The 15,991-nt window shown below is 60.9% G+C and carries 14 protein-coding genes; 6 read left to right on the plus strand and 8 right to left on the minus strand.

The window, feature by feature from the left end; translation table 11 throughout:
• Positions 1-107 precede the first annotated feature (107 nt).
• The 3 genes from FBZ99_RS05675 to rpsU form a co-directional block, all read right to left on the minus strand.
• Positions 108-1,178 (minus strand): NAD(P)/FAD-dependent oxidoreductase, encoded by a 1,071-nt coding sequence (locus FBZ99_RS05675; RefSeq protein WP_145631874.1) that lies wholly within the window; start codon positions 1,176-1,178, stop codon positions 108-110.
• Positions 1,179-1,292: 114 nt separating this feature from the next.
• On the minus strand, positions 1,293-2,168 hold the full coding sequence (locus FBZ99_RS05680; protein WP_113354963.1) for a tetratricopeptide repeat protein: 876 nt from the start codon (positions 2,166-2,168) through the stop codon (positions 1,293-1,295).
• A gap of 138 nt (positions 2,169-2,306) precedes the next feature.
• Complete coding sequence (gene rpsU / locus FBZ99_RS05685; protein ID WP_004117638.1) at positions 2,307-2,519, minus strand: 30S ribosomal protein S21; 213 nt, start codon at positions 2,517-2,519, stop codon at positions 2,307-2,309.
• A 351-nt stretch (positions 2,520-2,870) separates the two neighbouring features.
• On the opposite strand from rpsU, the gene FBZ99_RS05690 reads away from it, so the two are divergent.
• The 6 genes from FBZ99_RS05690 to FBZ99_RS05715 all read left to right on the plus strand — a co-directional run bounded on the left by FBZ99_RS05690 (position 2,871) and on the right by FBZ99_RS05715 (position 8,899).
• Positions 2,871-3,149 (plus strand): hypothetical protein, encoded by a 279-nt coding sequence (locus FBZ99_RS05690; RefSeq protein WP_113330523.1) that lies wholly within the window; start codon positions 2,871-2,873, stop codon positions 3,147-3,149.
• 162 nt (positions 3,150-3,311) lie between these two features.
• Positions 3,312-4,565, plus strand: coding sequence for a sarcosine oxidase subunit beta family protein (locus FBZ99_RS05695; RefSeq protein WP_113330522.1), 1,254 nt, complete (start codon positions 3,312-3,314; stop codon positions 4,563-4,565).
• Positions 4,565-4,984, plus strand: coding sequence for a hypothetical protein (locus FBZ99_RS05700; protein ID WP_145631876.1), 420 nt, complete (start codon positions 4,565-4,567; stop codon positions 4,982-4,984). The genes FBZ99_RS05695 and FBZ99_RS05700 overlap by 1 nt, the downstream gene beginning before the upstream one ends.
• 15 nt (positions 4,985-4,999) lie before the next feature.
• Positions 5,000-5,365: a sarcosine oxidase subunit delta gene (locus tag FBZ99_RS05705; RefSeq protein ID WP_145631878.1), complete on the plus strand. Its 366-nt coding sequence runs from the start codon at positions 5,000-5,002 to the stop codon at positions 5,363-5,365.
• On the plus strand, positions 5,362-8,358 hold the full coding sequence (locus FBZ99_RS05710) for a sarcosine oxidase subunit alpha (protein WP_145631880.1): 2,997 nt from the start codon (positions 5,362-5,364) through the stop codon (positions 8,356-8,358). Before FBZ99_RS05705 ends, FBZ99_RS05710 begins: the two co-directional genes overlap by 4 nt.
• Positions 8,351-8,899, plus strand: coding sequence for a sarcosine oxidase subunit gamma (locus FBZ99_RS05715; protein WP_145631882.1), 549 nt, complete (start codon positions 8,351-8,353; stop codon positions 8,897-8,899). Before FBZ99_RS05710 ends, FBZ99_RS05715 begins: the two co-directional genes overlap by 8 nt.
• Here FBZ99_RS05715 and FBZ99_RS05720 read toward each other — a convergent pair.
• From FBZ99_RS05720 to glgC, 5 genes are all read right to left on the minus strand, one after another.
• A complete protein-coding gene (locus tag FBZ99_RS05720) occupies positions 8,896-9,384 on the minus strand; it encodes a MaoC family dehydratase (protein WP_113354973.1) in 489 nt (162 codons plus the stop codon). The two genes, FBZ99_RS05715 and FBZ99_RS05720, sit on opposite strands and share 4 nt — an antisense overlap.
• A gap of 67 nt (positions 9,385-9,451) precedes the next feature.
• Positions 9,452-11,422, minus strand: coding sequence for a glycogen debranching protein GlgX (glgX, locus tag FBZ99_RS05725; RefSeq protein WP_145631885.1), 1,971 nt, complete (start codon positions 11,420-11,422; stop codon positions 9,452-9,454).
• Positions 11,423-11,633: 211 nt separating this feature from the next.
• The gene (locus tag FBZ99_RS05730; RefSeq protein WP_069613291.1) at positions 11,634-13,262 is read right to left on the minus strand and encodes an alpha-D-glucose phosphate-specific phosphoglucomutase; all 1,629 of its coding nucleotides are present in this window, start codon (positions 13,260-13,262) and stop codon (positions 11,634-11,636) included.
• Positions 13,263-13,266: 4 nt separating this feature from the next.
• On the minus strand, positions 13,267-14,709 hold the full coding sequence (gene glgA / locus FBZ99_RS05735) for a glycogen synthase GlgA (protein ID WP_113330515.1): 1,443 nt from the start codon (positions 14,707-14,709) through the stop codon (positions 13,267-13,269).
• A gap of 3 nt (positions 14,710-14,712) precedes the next feature.
• Positions 14,713-15,975: a glucose-1-phosphate adenylyltransferase gene (gene glgC / locus FBZ99_RS05740; RefSeq protein WP_113389204.1), complete on the minus strand. Its 1,263-nt coding sequence runs from the start codon at positions 15,973-15,975 to the stop codon at positions 14,713-14,715.
• Positions 15,976-15,991: the final 16 nt, after the last annotated feature.

The following is a 15,991-nucleotide window of genomic DNA, read 5'->3' on the forward strand; positions in this document are numbered from 1 at the left end:
CCTTGCAACATCTGAAAAGTCATTATTGCGAAATCCTAAGCGATCTCGGGTATTTACGACTGTGGCAATGCATCCCTGAAGTTGCGCTGGCAGGTCTTGTGTCCGAGCTAGGTAAAGCGTGAGAGACGGAAGGATGCAAGCTCGGGAGCTTCGCCACCATCGACGATTTCCTGCGCGGCGAGCAGGCCGACGAGCGGCGCCAGCGTGACGCCGGAGTGGAGAACTGCGAGGTAGAGGCCAGGTGCCGCGCCGACACCACCCAGAACCGGAAGGCCGTCTTTCGGTGTCGGGCGATAGCCGATGGTGTAGAAATCAAGCTCCAGGGCCTCGCCGCCTTTCAATGTCGTTTTGACCCTGGCGAAAAGATCGTCGGCTGCCGCTTGTGGATCTCTGCCGGGATCGGTGCCGCCGAAGTCGCCGCCGGCGATGATTCGCCCCTCTGCCGTCTGGCGCAAATGCAGTTCCGGCGCCATCACCAGACCATTCAGCATTTTCTGCACGGGGCGGGAATGGACGATAAGCCCTGGAGGCGTTTCCAGCGGCACGAGAACATCCGCCGAGGCCGCAAGTGCTGGCGTGCCCGCACCGGCGGCCAGAACGACATGATCGGCCTGCATCGGCCCTTCACTCGTTTCGATGCCGACAACCTGCTCTCCCTCTCTGAGCAGGCCTGCGACCTCGACGCCGGATAACAGGCTCGCGCCCTGACGGCGAGCGTCCTCCAGCAGCAGCTTGGTGGCGGCAACAGGTTCGACGGCGCCTTCCTCGGCAACATGCAGGGCATAGTCTGGCGGATTGGCGAGGTTCGGTTCGATCATTGCGCTCGTCGCTCGGTTGACCGGCTGTATGCCATAACCCCAGCCATGATGTTGTGCCGCATAGGCATCGAGCTCTGCTTCCGGCAGATCCCAGGAGAGGCCGCCGCACCAGGACAAGGGAAGATCCGGCAGGTTGTCTTGTAGCCGCGACCATTCGGCCATCGATCGGCGACGGACCTGGAAATAGAATTCCGGATTGCCCCAGCTCGCATTGATCCAGGCAAAGGAGTTCGGAGTTGCGACGCCGCCGGTCTTCTGAGCGACCACCGTCACGGATGCGCCCTTGCGACTCAGATGCCAGGCGATGGAGGCACCGATGATTCCGGCGCCGACGACGATGACTTTTTGTGGGGAGGGCATGTCTTTGTCTCGCTTGAACGGGTGAGCCGAGACTAAGCGTTCGACAAGGCAAAGAAAAGCCGCCGAGCGGATGGTCGCTGGCGGCTGAATGTCTTTACTGCAATATGCTCCGTATCAGGAGCCGGCGCCGACGCGAGCCAGGCCATCTCTAGCAGGCTGGTAGTTCGGATCGAGATTGACCGCGTGCTGATAGGAGCGGCGGGCTTTCGCCTTGTCGCCCTTGCGCTCATAGACGAAGGCCTGGTTTGCCCAGGATTCGGCAAGCTTGTTGTTCAGCTCGATCGCATGGTTGAAATCGGCAAAAGCGTTGTCGTCGTCGTTCTGTGCGAGATAGGAGATGCCGCGGCTGTTGTAAGGCTCTGGCGAGTTCGGCGACAGCGAGATCGCCTTGGAGAAATCGTCGATCGCCTTATCCTGCTGATTGCGCTTCTGGTAGATCACGCCGCGGCCATTATAGGCGCGGCCGTCCGTGGTGCCGAGGCTGATGGCCTTCGAATAGTCATTGAAGGCATCGTTGTCGCGGCCGGCCTGGCGGTAGAGATTGCCGCGGCCGATATAGGCGACATCGTAATTGCCGTTGATCTGCAGCGCCGCGTTATAGTCCGCAACTGCTTCCGGCAGCTTGCCCATGTTGCGATAGATGAGCGCGCGGTTGGCATAGGCCTGATAGAACTTCGGATTGAGCTGGATCGCCTGATTGAAGTCGGCAAGGGCGCGGCTGAAATCACCGCCGCGGCCATAGGCCGTGCCACGCACATTGTAGCCTTCCGGATCCTGCGGATTGGCATTGATGACCGACGTCAGTGAGGCGATATTTTCGGACGAACCTTGCGCCTTGTCGATCTGGATCACGTTATCTGTGGTGGCAGTCTGGCAGCCGGAAAGGCTGATTGCGGCAAGTATCGCCAAGGCAGGCAGAGCCGCGGCGCGCTTCGAAACAAATAAGGAGAGGTTCGAAGTGCGGAACTTTACGGAAGTCGTCATTGCCATTATCGGGTTCGCTTTCCCCATGCGTCATATCAGGCTGTTCTGATTTAATCCGATTTGCGTAGAGAATAAATCAAAAAGGCGGCGGCGAACGACTCGCCCCCGCCACACATGCATCTGAAAACGTCGAAAAAACGGCGATTACTTGGCAACAAGGCCTTCGCGCTGAGCGCGCTTGCGAGCAAGCTTGCGAACGCGACGAACAGCTTCAGCCTTCTCGCGAGCACGCTTCTGCGACGGCTTTTCATAGTAGTCGCGCATCTTCATTTCGCGGAAAATACCTTCGCGCTGCATCTTCTTCTTGAGAGCGCGGAGAGCCTGGTCGACATTGTTATCGCGGACAAGTACCTGCACGAGAATCACGTTCCTTTGGTTTGGTTGATGCCAGCGGCGACGGCAGCGCCAGGAGGCAAAAATATAACGTTCGCGCAGCCGCAGCCTTGCGATTGGTTAGGCGAGATAGCAGATCGGTTTGTCAAAGTCTAGCCAGATCGTGAGTTTGCAGAGGAAAAAGCTAGTTGTCGAGTACCGAATTCAGCCGGCCGCGTTTGTGACGCTTCATCGAAGCTGTTGATTAAGCCATCGGCCGACCCCGATCTTTGCGACATTGACATGCTTATGTGAGTATGTCGGATCACAGTCATTCGTGTGCTGCGGCGATTGCATCATCGGAAGCAACCGTTCGGAGCAAGGGGGAATCACCTTATGAAATCGCTCGGCTTTGCTGTCGTCGGAAGGCTGTTTGTGCCAACCATACTGGCGCTCATTGTTCTTGCTGGGGCGCTCGCGCCTGTCGCCGCCGGCGAAGTCCGCTTTGGCAAGAATGTGCGGGTCGGCGGCCACGACTTTTCCAATCAGACCTTTGACAACAAGCACCGGGCGAGAATTTACCTTTACAAGGGAAAGCCGCGGAATGAGGGATGTATCTGGCGCAAGGATAGCCACGGCGCGCGGGTGAAGATCTGCCATCTGCAGCGCAAATAGATCTGCCAAGCAGTCATGGGCAGGCCACTCGGCTGATTGGCAATTTTAACCGTGTCGAAAGACGGTCCTGAATGCGTCGCAAAAGAGCCGTTGTGTCGGTTTTCGATTTGCGATTTGTATGACCCACAAAAAGGGCGTCTTGCCTGAAGGAGTTGAGGGCGAATGCGTAAATACTCGGTTTTTGCCGTGGCACGGGAAGCGATGCGGGCTCACAAGGGTTGGGAGGCGCAATGGACCTCGCCAGAGCCGCGCAAGGAGTATGACGTCATCATCGTCGGCGCTGGCGGTCATGGCCTGGGTGCGGCCTACTATCTCGCCAAGGAGCACGGCATCACCAATGTCGCCGTCATCGAGAAGGGCTGGCTCGGCGGCGGCAATACCGGCCGCAACACGACCATCATCCGCTCGAACTATCTCTATGAAGAGAGCATGCACATCTACGAGCATTCGATGAAGCTCTGGGAGGGGCTGTCTCAGGATCTCAATTATAATGTCATGTATTCGCCGCGCGGCGTGATGATGCTGTCGCATAATGTGCATGACCAGCAGTCCTTCAAGCGGCATATCCACGCCAACCGTCTCTATGGCATCGACAATGAGTGGCTGACGCCGGAACAGGCCAAGGCTTATTGTCCGCCGCTCGATATTTCGAAGACGGCGCGCTATCCGATCAACGGCGCCGCCCTGCAGCGCCGCGGCGGCACGGCCCGCCACGATGCGGTGGCGTGGGGATATGCCCGCGCTGCTTCCGATCGCGGCGTGCACATCATCCAGAATTGCGAAGTGACCGGCATTCGCCGCGGGCCGGATGGCCGTGTGACGGGTGTCGATACCACCAAGGGCTTCATCGGCGCCAAGAAGATCGGCGTTTCCGCAGCCGGCCACACCACCGTCGTCATGCAGATGGCCGGCGTGCGCGTGCCGCTGCAATCGAGCCCGCTGCAGGCGCTTGTTTCCGAGCCGCTGAAGCCGATCTTCCCCTGCGTCGTCATGTCAAACACGGTGCACGCCTATATCTCGCAGTCCGACAAGGGTGAGCTCGTCATCGGCGCGGGCACGGACCAGTACAATTCCTATAGCCAGACCGGCGGGTTGCAGATCATCACCCATACGCTGGATGCGATCTGCGAGCTCTTCCCGATGTTCCGTCGTGTGAAGATGATGCGTTCCTGGGGCGGCATCGTCGACAATACGCCGGACCGTTCGGCGATCCAGTCGAAGACGCCGGTTCCCGGGCTCTATGTCAATTGCGGCTGGGGTACGGGTGGCTTCAAGGCGACGCCGGGTTCGGCCAATCTGTTTGCGCATCTCATTGCACGCGACGAGCCACATAAGTTCAATGCTGGCCTGACGCTGGATCGCTTCCGCACCGGCCGCCTGATCGATGAGGCGGCAGCCGCCGCCGTGGCGCACTGATGCCGGCGGCGGTCGGGATCGTTCTTGCGGCGGGGCTTTCCTTGCCGGTCGGAGCGATCGCGACCGAAGTCAGTGACCTTATTCCGGGAGCCAAGGATTTTCGCGTGCAGGTGATCCACAAGGCAAAGGACGAGGCTGACTGGCCCTTCGTGGCCGAAAGCGGAATGTTGCTCTGCGCCAAGGTGCTGAGCGAACCAACGGTCTATTTCGTGCCGGACCCGACGCCAGAGGCGGCCAGGGCGTTTGTAATCGATACCGACCTGCTGGGCATGAGCCTGGTCAATCTTGGGATGACCAATGTGCTGAGACCCTATGGATCGCTGGAGGCGCTGCTGAAGCGCATAACACCTTTCGTCATCATGGGACGGCAGCTTTGCGCGCAGCCTCCCGGCACAAGCCTTACAGGCTCCGAGCTTTAACACAGGTAGAAAACGATGCTGCTGATTTACTGCCCCTATTGCGAGGAAGAGCGTTCGGAACTTGAATTCCGCAACGCCGGCGACGCGCATATCGTGCGGCCGGCCAATATTGCCGGAATCTCGGACGAAGAATTCGAGGAATATTTCTTCCTGCGCGACAATCCGAAGGGGCTGATCTTCGAGCGCTGGCGGCACACCCATGGTTGCGGCCGCTTCTTCAATGCGGCGCGCGATACCGTGAGCGATCACTTCTACCGAACCTACAAGGCCGGCGAGCCGAAGCCCGACCCCGCGACGCTTAAGCCTGGCGTTTCCGAGCCGGCAGCGCAGCAACAGAACGAACAAGAACAGACGGCACAAACAGAGGGATTCGTTGAATGAGCGGCGCCAATCGTATCGCGGGCAAGGGGCGTCTGACGCCGGCCAGAACCGCTCGCTTCACTTTTGACGGCAAGACCTATACTGCGCTCGAAGGCGATACCGTCGCCTCTGCGCTGCTTGCCAATGGCGTCCATCTTGTCGGCCGGTCCTTCAAGTACCACCGTCCGCGCGGCATCCTGTCGGCCGGAGCCGAAGAGCCGAACGCGCTGCTCGATATCTCCCGCGATGCGGCGCGGCGTCAGCCGAACGTACGCGCCAGCGTTCAGGAAGTCTTCGACGGCATGAAGGCGCAGTCGCAGAACCGCTGGCCGTCGCTCGCCTTCGATATCGGCGGCGTCAACAATCTGATGTCGCCCTTCTTTGCCGCCGGCTTCTACTACAAGACCTTCATGTGGCCGAAGACGGCCTGGAAGCATATTTACGAGCCCTTCATCCGTCGTGCCGCTGGTCTCGGTGTTGCGCCGACGGAAGAAGATCCGGATCACTATGCCAGCCGTTATGCGCATTGCGACGTTCTCGTCGTCGGTGCCGGCGTTGCCGGCCTTTCCGCGGCACTCGCCGCGGCTGAAACCGGCGCCAAGGTCATCCTCTGCGATGAGCAGCCTGAGGTCGGCGGCGCGCTCCGTTTCGATACCGGCATCAAGATCGATGGCGCCGAAGGATATGAGTGGGCGCAGGCTACCGTCGCCAAGCTCAAGGCGATGCCGAATGTCCAGGTGCTGACCCGCACGACCGCCTTCGGCTATTACAACCACAATTTCTTCGGCCTTGCCGAACGGGTGACCGACCATCTGGCGAAGCCGGGCCGTGACCTGCCGCGCGAGCGCCTGTGGCAGGTCCGCGCCAAGCGCGCCATCCTGGCAACGGGCGCCATCGAACGCCACATGGTATTCCCGAACAACGACCGTCCGGGCATCATGCTGGCGTCTGCGGCACGGGCCTATCTCAACCATTATGGCGTCGCCGTTGGTGCGAAGATCGGCGTCTATACGGCGCATGACTCGGCCTATGAAGCTGCCTTCGATCTCAAGCGCGCCGGCGTGTCCGTCGTTGCTATCGTCGATAGCCGCGCGCGGCCGGGTGAGGCTGTGTTGGCCGAGGCAAAACGGCTGGGCATCGAGGTGATGACCGACTATGCCGTCGTCGATACCTCAGGCAAGCTGCGCGTCTCTTCCATGACCATCTCGCGCAACGGCAGCTCGGCGACCCGCAAGATCCCGGTGGATGCCCTGCTGGTTTCGGCCGGGTGGACGCCTTCAGTTCATCTCTTTTCGCAATCGCGCGGCAAGCTGAAATTCGATGCCGAGAAGCAGCGTTTCCTGCCGGGCACCTATGTTCAGGATTGCCTTTCGGTCGGTGCCTGCAACGGCACGGACGGGCTGCAAGCGGCGATCGAGGAATCGTTGGCCGCTGGTGAGCTGATGGCACGCGCCACGGGCAGCGCCAATGGCGGCGAGAAGATTCAGCTTCATGCCGAGCAAGCTTTCGAGTGGACCGGCGGCATGATCGGTGCTGCCGAAGGCGCCGGGCCGGATACGAACGCGAAGGCTTTCGTCGATTTCCAGCACGATGTCTGCGCCAAGGATATTCGCCTTGCAGTGCGCGAGGGCATGCATTCCATCGAGCATATCAAGCGCTTCACCACCAACGGCATGGCGTCCGATCAGGGCAAGCTTTCCAACATGCACGGGCTGGCGATCGCCGCCGAAATGCTCGGCAAGGATATTCCACAGGTCGGGCTTACCACCTTCCGCGCGCCCTATACGCCGGTGACTTACGGCACGCTCATCAGCCATTCGCGCGGGGCTCTCTTCGATCCCGCTCGCAAGACCCCGATGCATGCCTGGGAAGAGGCGCATGGCGCGATCTTCGAAGACGTCGGCAACTGGAAGCGTGCCTGGTTCTATCCGCGCGCCGGCGAGACCATGCACCAGGCCGTCAATCGCGAATGCCGCACGGCTCGCGAAGTGGCTGGCGTGTTCGATGCCTCGACGCTCGGCAAGATCGAGGTGGTCGGGCCGGACGCGGCCGAGTTCCTGAACCTCATCTACACCAATGCCTGGGATACGCTGAAGCCCGGCCGCTGCCGCTACGGCATCATGACCCGCGAGGACGGCTTCGTCTATGACGACGGCGTCGTCGGGCGTCTGGCCGAGGATCGCTTCCATGTGACGACGACGACAGGCGGCGCGCCGCGCGTGCTGCATCATATGGAAGACTATCTGCAGACCGAGTTCCCGCATCTGAAGGTGTGGCTGACCTCCACCACCGAGCAATGGGCCGTCATTGCCGTGCAAGGTCCGAAGGCACGCGAGATCATCGAGCCGCTCGTCGAAGGACAGGATCTCTCCAACGAGGCCTTCCCGCACATGAGTGTCGCCGAGTGCAAGGTTTGTGGCGTGCCGGCGCGGCTGTTCCGCGTCTCCTTCACCGGCGAAATCGGCTATGAAATCAACGTGCCGGCCGATTACGGCCAGTCGGTATGGGAAGCTGTCTGGGCGCGCGCCGAACCGCTGGGCGCCTGCCCCTACGGTACGGAGACCATGCACGTGCTGCGCGCCGAGAAGGGCTACATCATCGTGGGCCAGGATACCGATGGCACAGTGACACCCGACGATGCCGGCCTTGCCTGGGCCGTGTCCAAGAAGAAGACCGATTTCGTCGGCATTCGCGGCCTGAAGCGGCCGGATCTCGTCAAGGAAGGGCGCAAGCAGCTCGTTGGCCTCATTACGCGCGATCCGAAGGTGGTGTTGGAGGAGGGCGCACAGATCGTCGCCGATCCGAATGAGCCGAAGCCGATGACCATGCTCGGCCATGTTACTTCGGCCTATTGGTCGGAAAATCTCGGCCGCTCCATCGCCTTCGCGCTGGTTGCCGGCGGGCGTGAGCGCATGGGCAAGACGCTCTATGTGCCGATGCCCGATAAGACGATATCAGTCGAGGTGACGGATCTGGTGTTCTTTGACAAGGAAGGAGGCCGGATCAATGGCTGATCTCGCTACCCGCAAACTGCCGCTCGTTGGTCGCCACGGCGGTTCCTCGACCGTTCGGCTGACGCCTGCTGCTCCCGCAAGCCGCATTTCTCTGCGCGCTCCGGCCGATTCCGTCGGCGGTCTTTCGCAGGCGCTTGGCCTGCAACTGCCGACCCGGCCGAAGACTTCGGTCAGCGCCAATGGGCGTCACGCCCTGTGGCTCGGCCCGGACGAATGGCTCGTCATCGACGAAAACGGTGTCGAGCTGGTCGGCGTGGCTGGATCGTCTGGCGTGTTGCACTCGGCGACCGATGTCTCGCATCGCAATACAGCCATCATCGTGTCCGGCCCCGGCGCGGAAGCGACGCTCGCCGCCGGCTGCCCGCAGGATGTGTCGCTCAGCGCATTTCCGGTCGGCGCCTGCTCGCGCACGCTGCTCGGCAAGGCGGAAGTCGTGATCCTGCGGCTCGACGACGAGACATTTCGTGTCGAAGTCTGGCGTTCCTTCTCCGATTATGCTTTCGGCCTTCTGGCCGAAGGTGCGGAGGATGCGAGCCTTTAACTCTCTTCCGGTCTGTCCTTGGGGTCGAACTGCGATATGGTCGTCCATGTCGCAGTCAGCGCCGGCTTGCGTTCGTTTTCGATCTCGACCGTCACGTCATAGGTCAGCATCAGCATATTGGCGCCGCGCAGCCGGGTTTCGGCGAGCGTGAAACGGCCACGGACCCGCGCGTCGCATTTGACCGGCGACATGAGACGGATCTTCTCGAAGCCGTAATTAATGCCCATGGTCTGTTCGCGGATTTTCGGCAGGGCGCTGTAGTTCATCGCTGAAAGCAGCGAGAGCGTCAGGAAGCCGTGAGCGATGGTGCCGCCATAGGGTGTTTCCGCCTTGGCGCGTTCGGGATCGACATGGATGAACTGATGATCGAGCGTCGCATCGGCAAAAGTGTCGATCATCGTCTGGTCGACGGCAATCCAGTCGGAAACGCCGATTTCCGTTCCCGCAAGCTTCATGATCTCAACAAGCGAAATTTCGCCGGGCATGCCATCCTCGTCAGTCTGTGTCGTCAAAGCCCTTTCTGGCGAATCGGGATTGAAAGTGCAACCGCGATCAGCCTTCCAGAAGGAAGGCGACAGAGCGGGCGGGAATGTCGATCTGCTCTCCGGCTGGCGTTTCGCCTGCTGTCGTCAGCTGGGACCAGCCGCCGCTCTCGGAAGCCGGCAATATGACGGCGCGTTCGTTTGCGGCGCGATTGAAGATTATGGCGAGCCGCGTCGATCGGTGCGTCGCGCGATCCTCTGTTTGTAGCGCCATGCCAAGCACGGCCACTCCTGGCGCCTCCCAATCCGGCACCGTCATTGGCGTCCCTGCGCCTGAAAACCAAAGCACGTCACCATCACCCCGGAAGAAATTCATGTCGCCAAAGGCGGTGAAGCGGCGGCGCAGGCCGGCGAGCCAGGCAGTATGGCCGATCAGTTCCTCGTCCAGCGTCTTCCAGTCCATCCAGGTGATGGCGTTGTCCTGGCAATAGGCATTGTTGTTGCCCTGCTGGCTGCGCCCGCCTTCATCGCCTGCCGTCAGCATGATAGCGCCGCGCGTGGCAAAGAGCGTTGACAGCATAGCTTCAATATCGGCGCGGCGCTTGCGCTGGACCGAGGGATCATCCGTTTTTCCCTCGATGCCGTTGTTCCAGGAGAAGTTCTCGTTGTGACCATCGCGATTGTTCTCGCCATTGGCCTCATTGTGCTTGTTCTCGTAGGACACGAGATCCATCAGGGTGAAGCCGTCATGGGCGGCGAGGAAGTTGACGCTGCGCGTCTGTGTCCGCCCGTCACGGCCAAAGATGGACGAAGAGCCGGCAAGGATCGTTGCCAGATCGCCGATGCCGGCATCGCCGCGCCAGAAGCGGCGCAGGTCGTCGCGAGCGCGGTCGTTCCATTCGAGGAAAGGTGCCGGGAAATTTCCGAGCTGATAACCGCCTGGACCGATGTCCCAGGGTTCTGCGATCATGATTCGATCCTGCAGCACCTCGTCCGCCAGCATGGTGCGCAGCGTCATGCTTTCCGGATCGAAGCCCTTGCCGTTGCGGCCGAGCACGGTGGCGAGATCGAAGCGGAAACCGTCGATCCCGGCATTGCGGACGAAATGCCGTAGGCTGTCGATGATGAGCTTGCGTGTCGCCGGCTGATCGCATGCAACGGTGTTTCCCGTGCCGGTATCGTTGACAAGCGTCCCGGGCTGATCCGGCAGGCTGCGGAAATAAGTGGGGTTATCGAGGCCGCGCAGGGATAGCGTCGGGCCTTGACGGTCGCTCTCGCCGGTATGGTTGAAGACGAGATCGAGGATGACGGCGATGCCTTCGGCGTGAAGGGCGGCGACTGTCTCGCGCAGCTCCTTCATGCCGCCGGGTAGGAGACGTGGGTCGAGCGCCATGAAGGCGACGGGGTTATAGCCCCAGCCATTGGTGAGGCCGAGCGGCGGCAGATGCCGTTCGTCGATCCATGCTGTGATCGGCATGAGCTCGACGGCGCTCACCTGCAGGCGCTTGAGATGGGCGATGATTGAGGGATGGGCGAGGGCGCCGAGCGTGCCTCGCTTCTCAGCCGGCACATCCGGATGCAGCATGGTGAAGGGTTTGACGGCAATTTCATAGATCAGGCCGCCTGGCTGAAACAGAGGTTTGGCGGGCTTCACGGCAACGTCGCGCGAGACGATTGCCTTTGGCATCAGATCCTGAGTGTCTTCGCCGAACGCTGCGAGGCGAGCGTCGTATTGGAACGGCCGATCGATCTCCTTGGCATAGGGATCGACAAGCAGCTTGGATGGGTCGAACCATAGGCCGCGATCAGGATCGTAGGTGCCATGGGCGCGCAGGCCGTAGCGCGTGCCTTCCCCCACATCTTTCACAAAGAGGCGGTGTTCATCGCCGTCGCGGGCGAGCGGCAGACGGGCGATTTCCTTGGGGCCCTCGGCGTCGAACAGGCAAAGCTCTATCCGCTCAGCATGCCTAGAATAGACAGCAAATTCGACACCCGAGTCAGTGAGGGTGGCGCCAAGGCAGCGGGTTGTCGGTTCGGACATGTCTCGCGGGCTTTCCATTTTAGGACGTTGGAACGAACGTGATGCAATTTGCCGTCGTTCCCGGATAACCCCCTCATCCGTCTTTCGGCGATTTCGCTCCGCTCAATCACCGAAATCCACCTTCTCCCCGAGGGGAGAAGGTCCTTATGGCACAATCCCCCTCTCCCCTCGGGGAGAGGGCAGGGTGAGGGGGTTCTGCAAAAAATTGCCGTCAGGTAATCACCGTCGGTGCATCGCGGCCGGTGCGGCCCTTGATGTCGGCGATATCCTGAGCGGCCGTGATGAGATCGGCCAGTGCTTCCTGGGTCTCGATATTGTGGCGGGTCGAATCGGGCTCGTAACGCTCGATATAGACGCGCAGTGTCGCGCCCGTCGTGCCGGTGCCGGAGAGGCGGAAGACGACGCGCGAGCCGCCCTCGAACATGATGCGGATGCCCTGATGCTGGCTGACCGACTTGTCGACCGGATCGTGATAGGCAAAATCGTCGGCGGCGGAAACCGTGAGGTCGCCGAACTTCGTGCCCGGCAGGGTCGGCAGCTTTTCGCGCAGCGCTGCAATCAGGCCGTTGGCAGCATCAGTATCGACGCCTTCATAGTCGTGGCGGGAATAATAGTTGCGGCCATAGGCGGCCCAATGCTGCGTCACGATATCGATGACGCTCTCGCCGCGCACGGCAAGGATGTTCAGCCAGAGCAGCACGGCCCAAAGGCCATCCTTTTCGCGAACATGGTTGGAGCCGGTGCCGGAGCTTTCCTCGCCGCAGATCGTCGCCATGCCGGCATCGAGCAGGTTGCCGAAGAATTTCCAGCCGGTGGGCGTTTCGTAGATGCCGACACCACGCTTTTCGGCAACACGGTCGGCGGCGCCGCTTGTCGGCATCGAACGGGCGATGCCGGCGATGCCATGCGAGTAGCCGGGAGCGAGGTTGGCGTTGGCTGCCAGGATCGCCAGGCTGTCGGACGGGGTGACGTAGATGCCCTTGCCGATGATGAGATTGCGGTCGCCGTCACCGTCCGATGCTGCGCCGAAATCGGGCGCATCGTCGCTCATCATGTCGTCGTAGAGCTCCTTGCAGTAGACGAGGTTCGGGTCCGGATGATGGCCGCCGAAATCCGGCAGCGGCAGGAAGTTGCGCACCGATCCATCCGGGGCGCCAAGACGGATTTCAAAGATTTCCTTGGCATAAGGGCCGGTGACGGCGCTCATCGCATCGAAGCAGATGCGGAAGCCTAGGCTGATCAGGTTGCGGATGGCGCCGAAATCGAACAGCTCTTCCATCAGGGCTGCATAATCTTCGACCGGATCGATGACCGAAACGATCATGCCGTCGATATCTTCGCGGCCGATGCGGTCGAGGTTGATATCCGGGAAATCGGCAATCTTGTAGCTTTCGATCACCTTGGAGCGCTCGTAGATAGCGTCGGTAATCTTTTCAGGCGCGGGGCCGCCATTGCCGATGTTGTACTTGATGCCGAAGTCTTCCGTCGGGCCGCCGGGATTGTGGCTGGCCGACAGGATGATACCGCCGAAGGCCTTGTACTTGCGGATGATGTTGGAGGCTGCGGGCGTCGAGAGGATGCCGCCCTTGCCGACCATCACCTTGCCGAAGCCATTCGCGGCGGCCATCTTGATGGCCTTCTGGATGACTTCGCGATTGTAGTAGCGGCCATCGCCGCCGATGACCAGGCACTTGCCCTGATAGCCTTCGAGCGAATCAAAAATCGACTGGATGAAGTTTTCCGCGTAGTTCGGCTGCTGGAATACCGGAACCTTCTTTCGCAGGCCCGAAGTACCTGGTTTCTGGTCCGCGAAGGGGGTGGTGGGTACTGTTTTAATCATCGGGTTAAGCGCCTCTCGAGACTAGACTGGAGTAGAGAGCGGCGTAGCGTTCTGCGCTCCTGCCCCAGGATACGTCGGATTTCATGCCCTGCTTTTGCATCTGCGTCCAGACCTTTCGATCCGGGAAAAGATGCATGGCACGGCGCACGGCCTGCAAAAGCCCCTCCGCGGTGATGGGCGAAAATTGAATGCCGGTCGCGACTTTTGCCTGCAGCGCGGCATGGTTGGCGTCGATAATCGTATCGTTCAGCCCGCCCGTTCGCGCAACGATGGGTAAGCAGCCATAGCGTAAGCCATAAAGCTGCGTGAGGCCACAGGGTTCGAAGCGCGAGGGAATGATAATCGCATCACAGCCGGCCTGCATCAGATGCGACATGGGTTCGTTGTAGCCGGCCGAAACACCGACGCGACCGCGATGACGGCCGGCTGCGGCAAAAAGCGCGCCCTCCAGCGCCGCATCACCTGCGCCGAGAATTGCGAGCTTGCCGCCCATGTGGACGATCTCGCTGGCAACTTCAGCCAGAATATCCATGCCCTTCTGCCACGTGAGGCGGCTGACGACGCAGAAGATCGGACCGTCATCGTCGTCGAGGCCGAAATGCTCGACGACCCGATGACGGTTGATGGCGCGATCCTTCAGCGTCGCCGCGCTATAGGTCTGCGCGATCATCGGATCGGTCGCAGGGTTCCAGATGTCATCGTCGATGCCGTTGACGATGCCGTAGAGATTGTAGGCCCTGCTGGCGATGACGCCTTCGAGGCCCATGCCGAATTCCGGCGTCAGGATTTCTTCCGCATAGGATGGGCTGACGGTGGTCAGGGCATGTGCCGTCTGCAGCCCGCCTTTCAGGAAGCCGACATCGCCGTAATATTCGATGCCTTCCATGGAGAAAGCGTGGGCCGGCAGGCGCAGGCCGGGGAAGATGTCGGCGCCGAACTGGCCCTGGAATGCGATGTTGTGGATGGTCAGCACGCTCGGCAGCTCCGGCGTCGGATAGTAGCGCATGTAGACCGGCACCAAGGCCGACTGCCAGTCATGCGCATGCACGAGATCCGGCCGCCAGCCGGGCAGGAGGCCGGCGGCAATTTCCGCACCGGCGAGCGACAGCGCGGCGAAACGACGCCAGTTGTCGGGGTAATCCTTGCCCGTCGCATCCACATAGGGGCCGCCGGTGCGGCTGTAATAGGCCGGCGCATCGAGCACGAGGAAGGAAATTCCCGCGTGCTCGACCTCGAGAATGGTGGCAGCCTCGCCAAGGAGATCCGGAAGCTCCAGACGGGCAACCGGATCGCGGATGGCTTTCATGACCGCAGGGTAGCCCGGGATGAGGGTTTTGGTTTCAACGCCATAGGGCTTCAGTGCAATAGGCAGGGCGCCGGCCACATCGGCAAGGCCCCCTGTCTTGATCAGGGGAAAGACTTCGGACGAAACCGAGAGAACCTTCATAGGTTACAAATCCAGCTTGTCGATCATCGATTGGGTGATGAGGCAGATGCCGCTTTCCGTGCGGCGGAAACGCTTGGCATCGAGTTCCGGATCCTCACCGACTATCAGACCTTCGGGAATGGTGACGCCATGGTCGATGACGACATTCTTCAGCTGCGCGCGGCGGCCGATCTTGACACTCGGCAGCACGACGGCACCTTCCAGCTTGGAGTAGGAATTCGCGCGGACACCGGTGAAGAGCAGGCTGTTGTAGAGGCTCGCGCCGGAAATGATGCAATCGCCGGCAATGACCGAGGAGATGGCGGAGCCGCGGCGATCTTCGTCGTCATGGACGAATTTGGCCGGCGGCGTGATTTCGGCATAGGTCCAGATCGGCCAGGATTTGTCGTAGATGTCGAGCTCCGGCACCACGGCGGTCAGGTCGATATTGGCCTGCCAATAGGCGTCCACCGTTCCGACGTCCCGCCAATAGGCCTCGCGCTCGAAATCCGAACGAACGCAGGATTGCGTGAAGCGGTGAGCGATGGCTTTGCCGTTCTTGACGATATGGGGAATGATGTCCTTGCCGAAGTCGCGGCTGGAATTCGGGTCGGCCGCATCGCGCCTCAGGCATTCGATCAGGAATTTCGTGTGGAAGACGTAGATGCCCATCGAGGCGAGCGCGAAATCCGGATTGCCGGGGATGCCTGGCGGATCGGCCGGCTTCTCGACGAAGTCGATGATCTGATCCTTGTCGTCGACGTGCATGACGCCAAAGCCGACAGCTTCCATACGCGGCACTTCCAGGCAGCCGATGGTGACGTCAGCGCCGGAATCGACATGTTGCTGCAGCATCCATTCATAGTCCATCTTGTAGATGTGGTCGCCGGCGAGGATGACCATGTATTCCGGACCATAGGGCTCGATGATGTCGATGTTCTGATAGACGGCGTCCGCGGTGCCCTCGTACCACTGCGTTTCGGAAACGCGCTGCGAGGCCGGCAGGATATCGAAGCTTTCGTTTCGTTCGGGACGAAAGAAGTTCCAGCCGCGCTGCATGTGGCGGATCAGCGAATGGGCTTTGTATTGCGTCGCGACGCCGATGCGGCGGATGCCGGAATTGAGCGCGTTTGACAGCGCGAAATCGATGATCCGGGTCTTGCCGCCGAAATAGACGGCTGGCTTGGCACGGCGGTCGGTCAGTTCTTTCAGGCGGCTGCCGCGGCCCCCGGCAAGAACGTAGGCCATGGCATCGCGCGCCAGCGGCTGGAAACGTTTTTCTACCATTTTATTCCTCCCTGTC

The sequence above is a fragment of the Rhizobium sp. ERR 1071 genome (assembly GCF_007828675.1).
Taxonomy (GTDB): Bacteria; Pseudomonadota; Alphaproteobacteria; order Rhizobiales; family Rhizobiaceae; genus Rhizobium; species Rhizobium dioscoreae.

Bases quoted from the DNA above. Each gene is read 5' to 3' on its own strand.
- FBZ99_RS05675 (WP_145631874.1), bottom strand. From the start codon at position 1,178: ATGCCCTCCCCACAAAAAGTCATCGTCGTCGGCGCCGGAATCATCGGT.
- FBZ99_RS05680 (WP_113354963.1), bottom strand. From the start codon at position 2,168: ATGGCAATGACGACTTCCGTAAAGTTCCGCACTTCGAACCTCTCCTTA.
- FBZ99_RS05690 (WP_113330523.1), top strand. From the start codon at position 2,871: ATGAAATCGCTCGGCTTTGCTGTCGTCGGAAGGCTGTTTGTGCCAACC.
- FBZ99_RS05695 (WP_113330522.1), top strand. From the start codon at position 3,312: ATGCGTAAATACTCGGTTTTTGCCGTGGCACGGGAAGCGATGCGGGCT.
- FBZ99_RS05700 (WP_145631876.1), top strand. From the start codon at position 4,565: ATGCCGGCGGCGGTCGGGATCGTTCTTGCGGCGGGGCTTTCCTTGCCG.
- FBZ99_RS05705 (WP_145631878.1), top strand. From the start codon at position 5,000: ATGCTGCTGATTTACTGCCCCTATTGCGAGGAAGAGCGTTCGGAACTT.
- FBZ99_RS05710 (WP_145631880.1), top strand. From the start codon at position 5,362: ATGAGCGGCGCCAATCGTATCGCGGGCAAGGGGCGTCTGACGCCGGCC.
- FBZ99_RS05715 (WP_145631882.1), top strand. From the start codon at position 8,351: ATGGCTGATCTCGCTACCCGCAAACTGCCGCTCGTTGGTCGCCACGGC.
- FBZ99_RS05720 (WP_113354973.1), bottom strand. From the start codon at position 9,384: ATGCCCGGCGAAATTTCGCTTGTTGAGATCATGAAGCTTGCGGGAACG.
- glgX (WP_145631885.1), bottom strand. From the start codon at position 11,422: ATGTCCGAACCGACAACCCGCTGCCTTGGCGCCACCCTCACTGACTCG.
- FBZ99_RS05730 (WP_069613291.1), bottom strand. From the start codon at position 13,262: ATGATTAAAACAGTACCCACCACCCCCTTCGCGGACCAGAAACCAGGT.
- glgA (WP_113330515.1), bottom strand. From the start codon at position 14,709: ATGAAGGTTCTCTCGGTTTCGTCCGAAGTCTTTCCCCTGATCAAGACA.
- glgC (WP_113389204.1), bottom strand. From the start codon at position 15,975: ATGGTAGAAAAACGTTTCCAGCCGCTGGCGCGCGATGCCATGGCCTAC.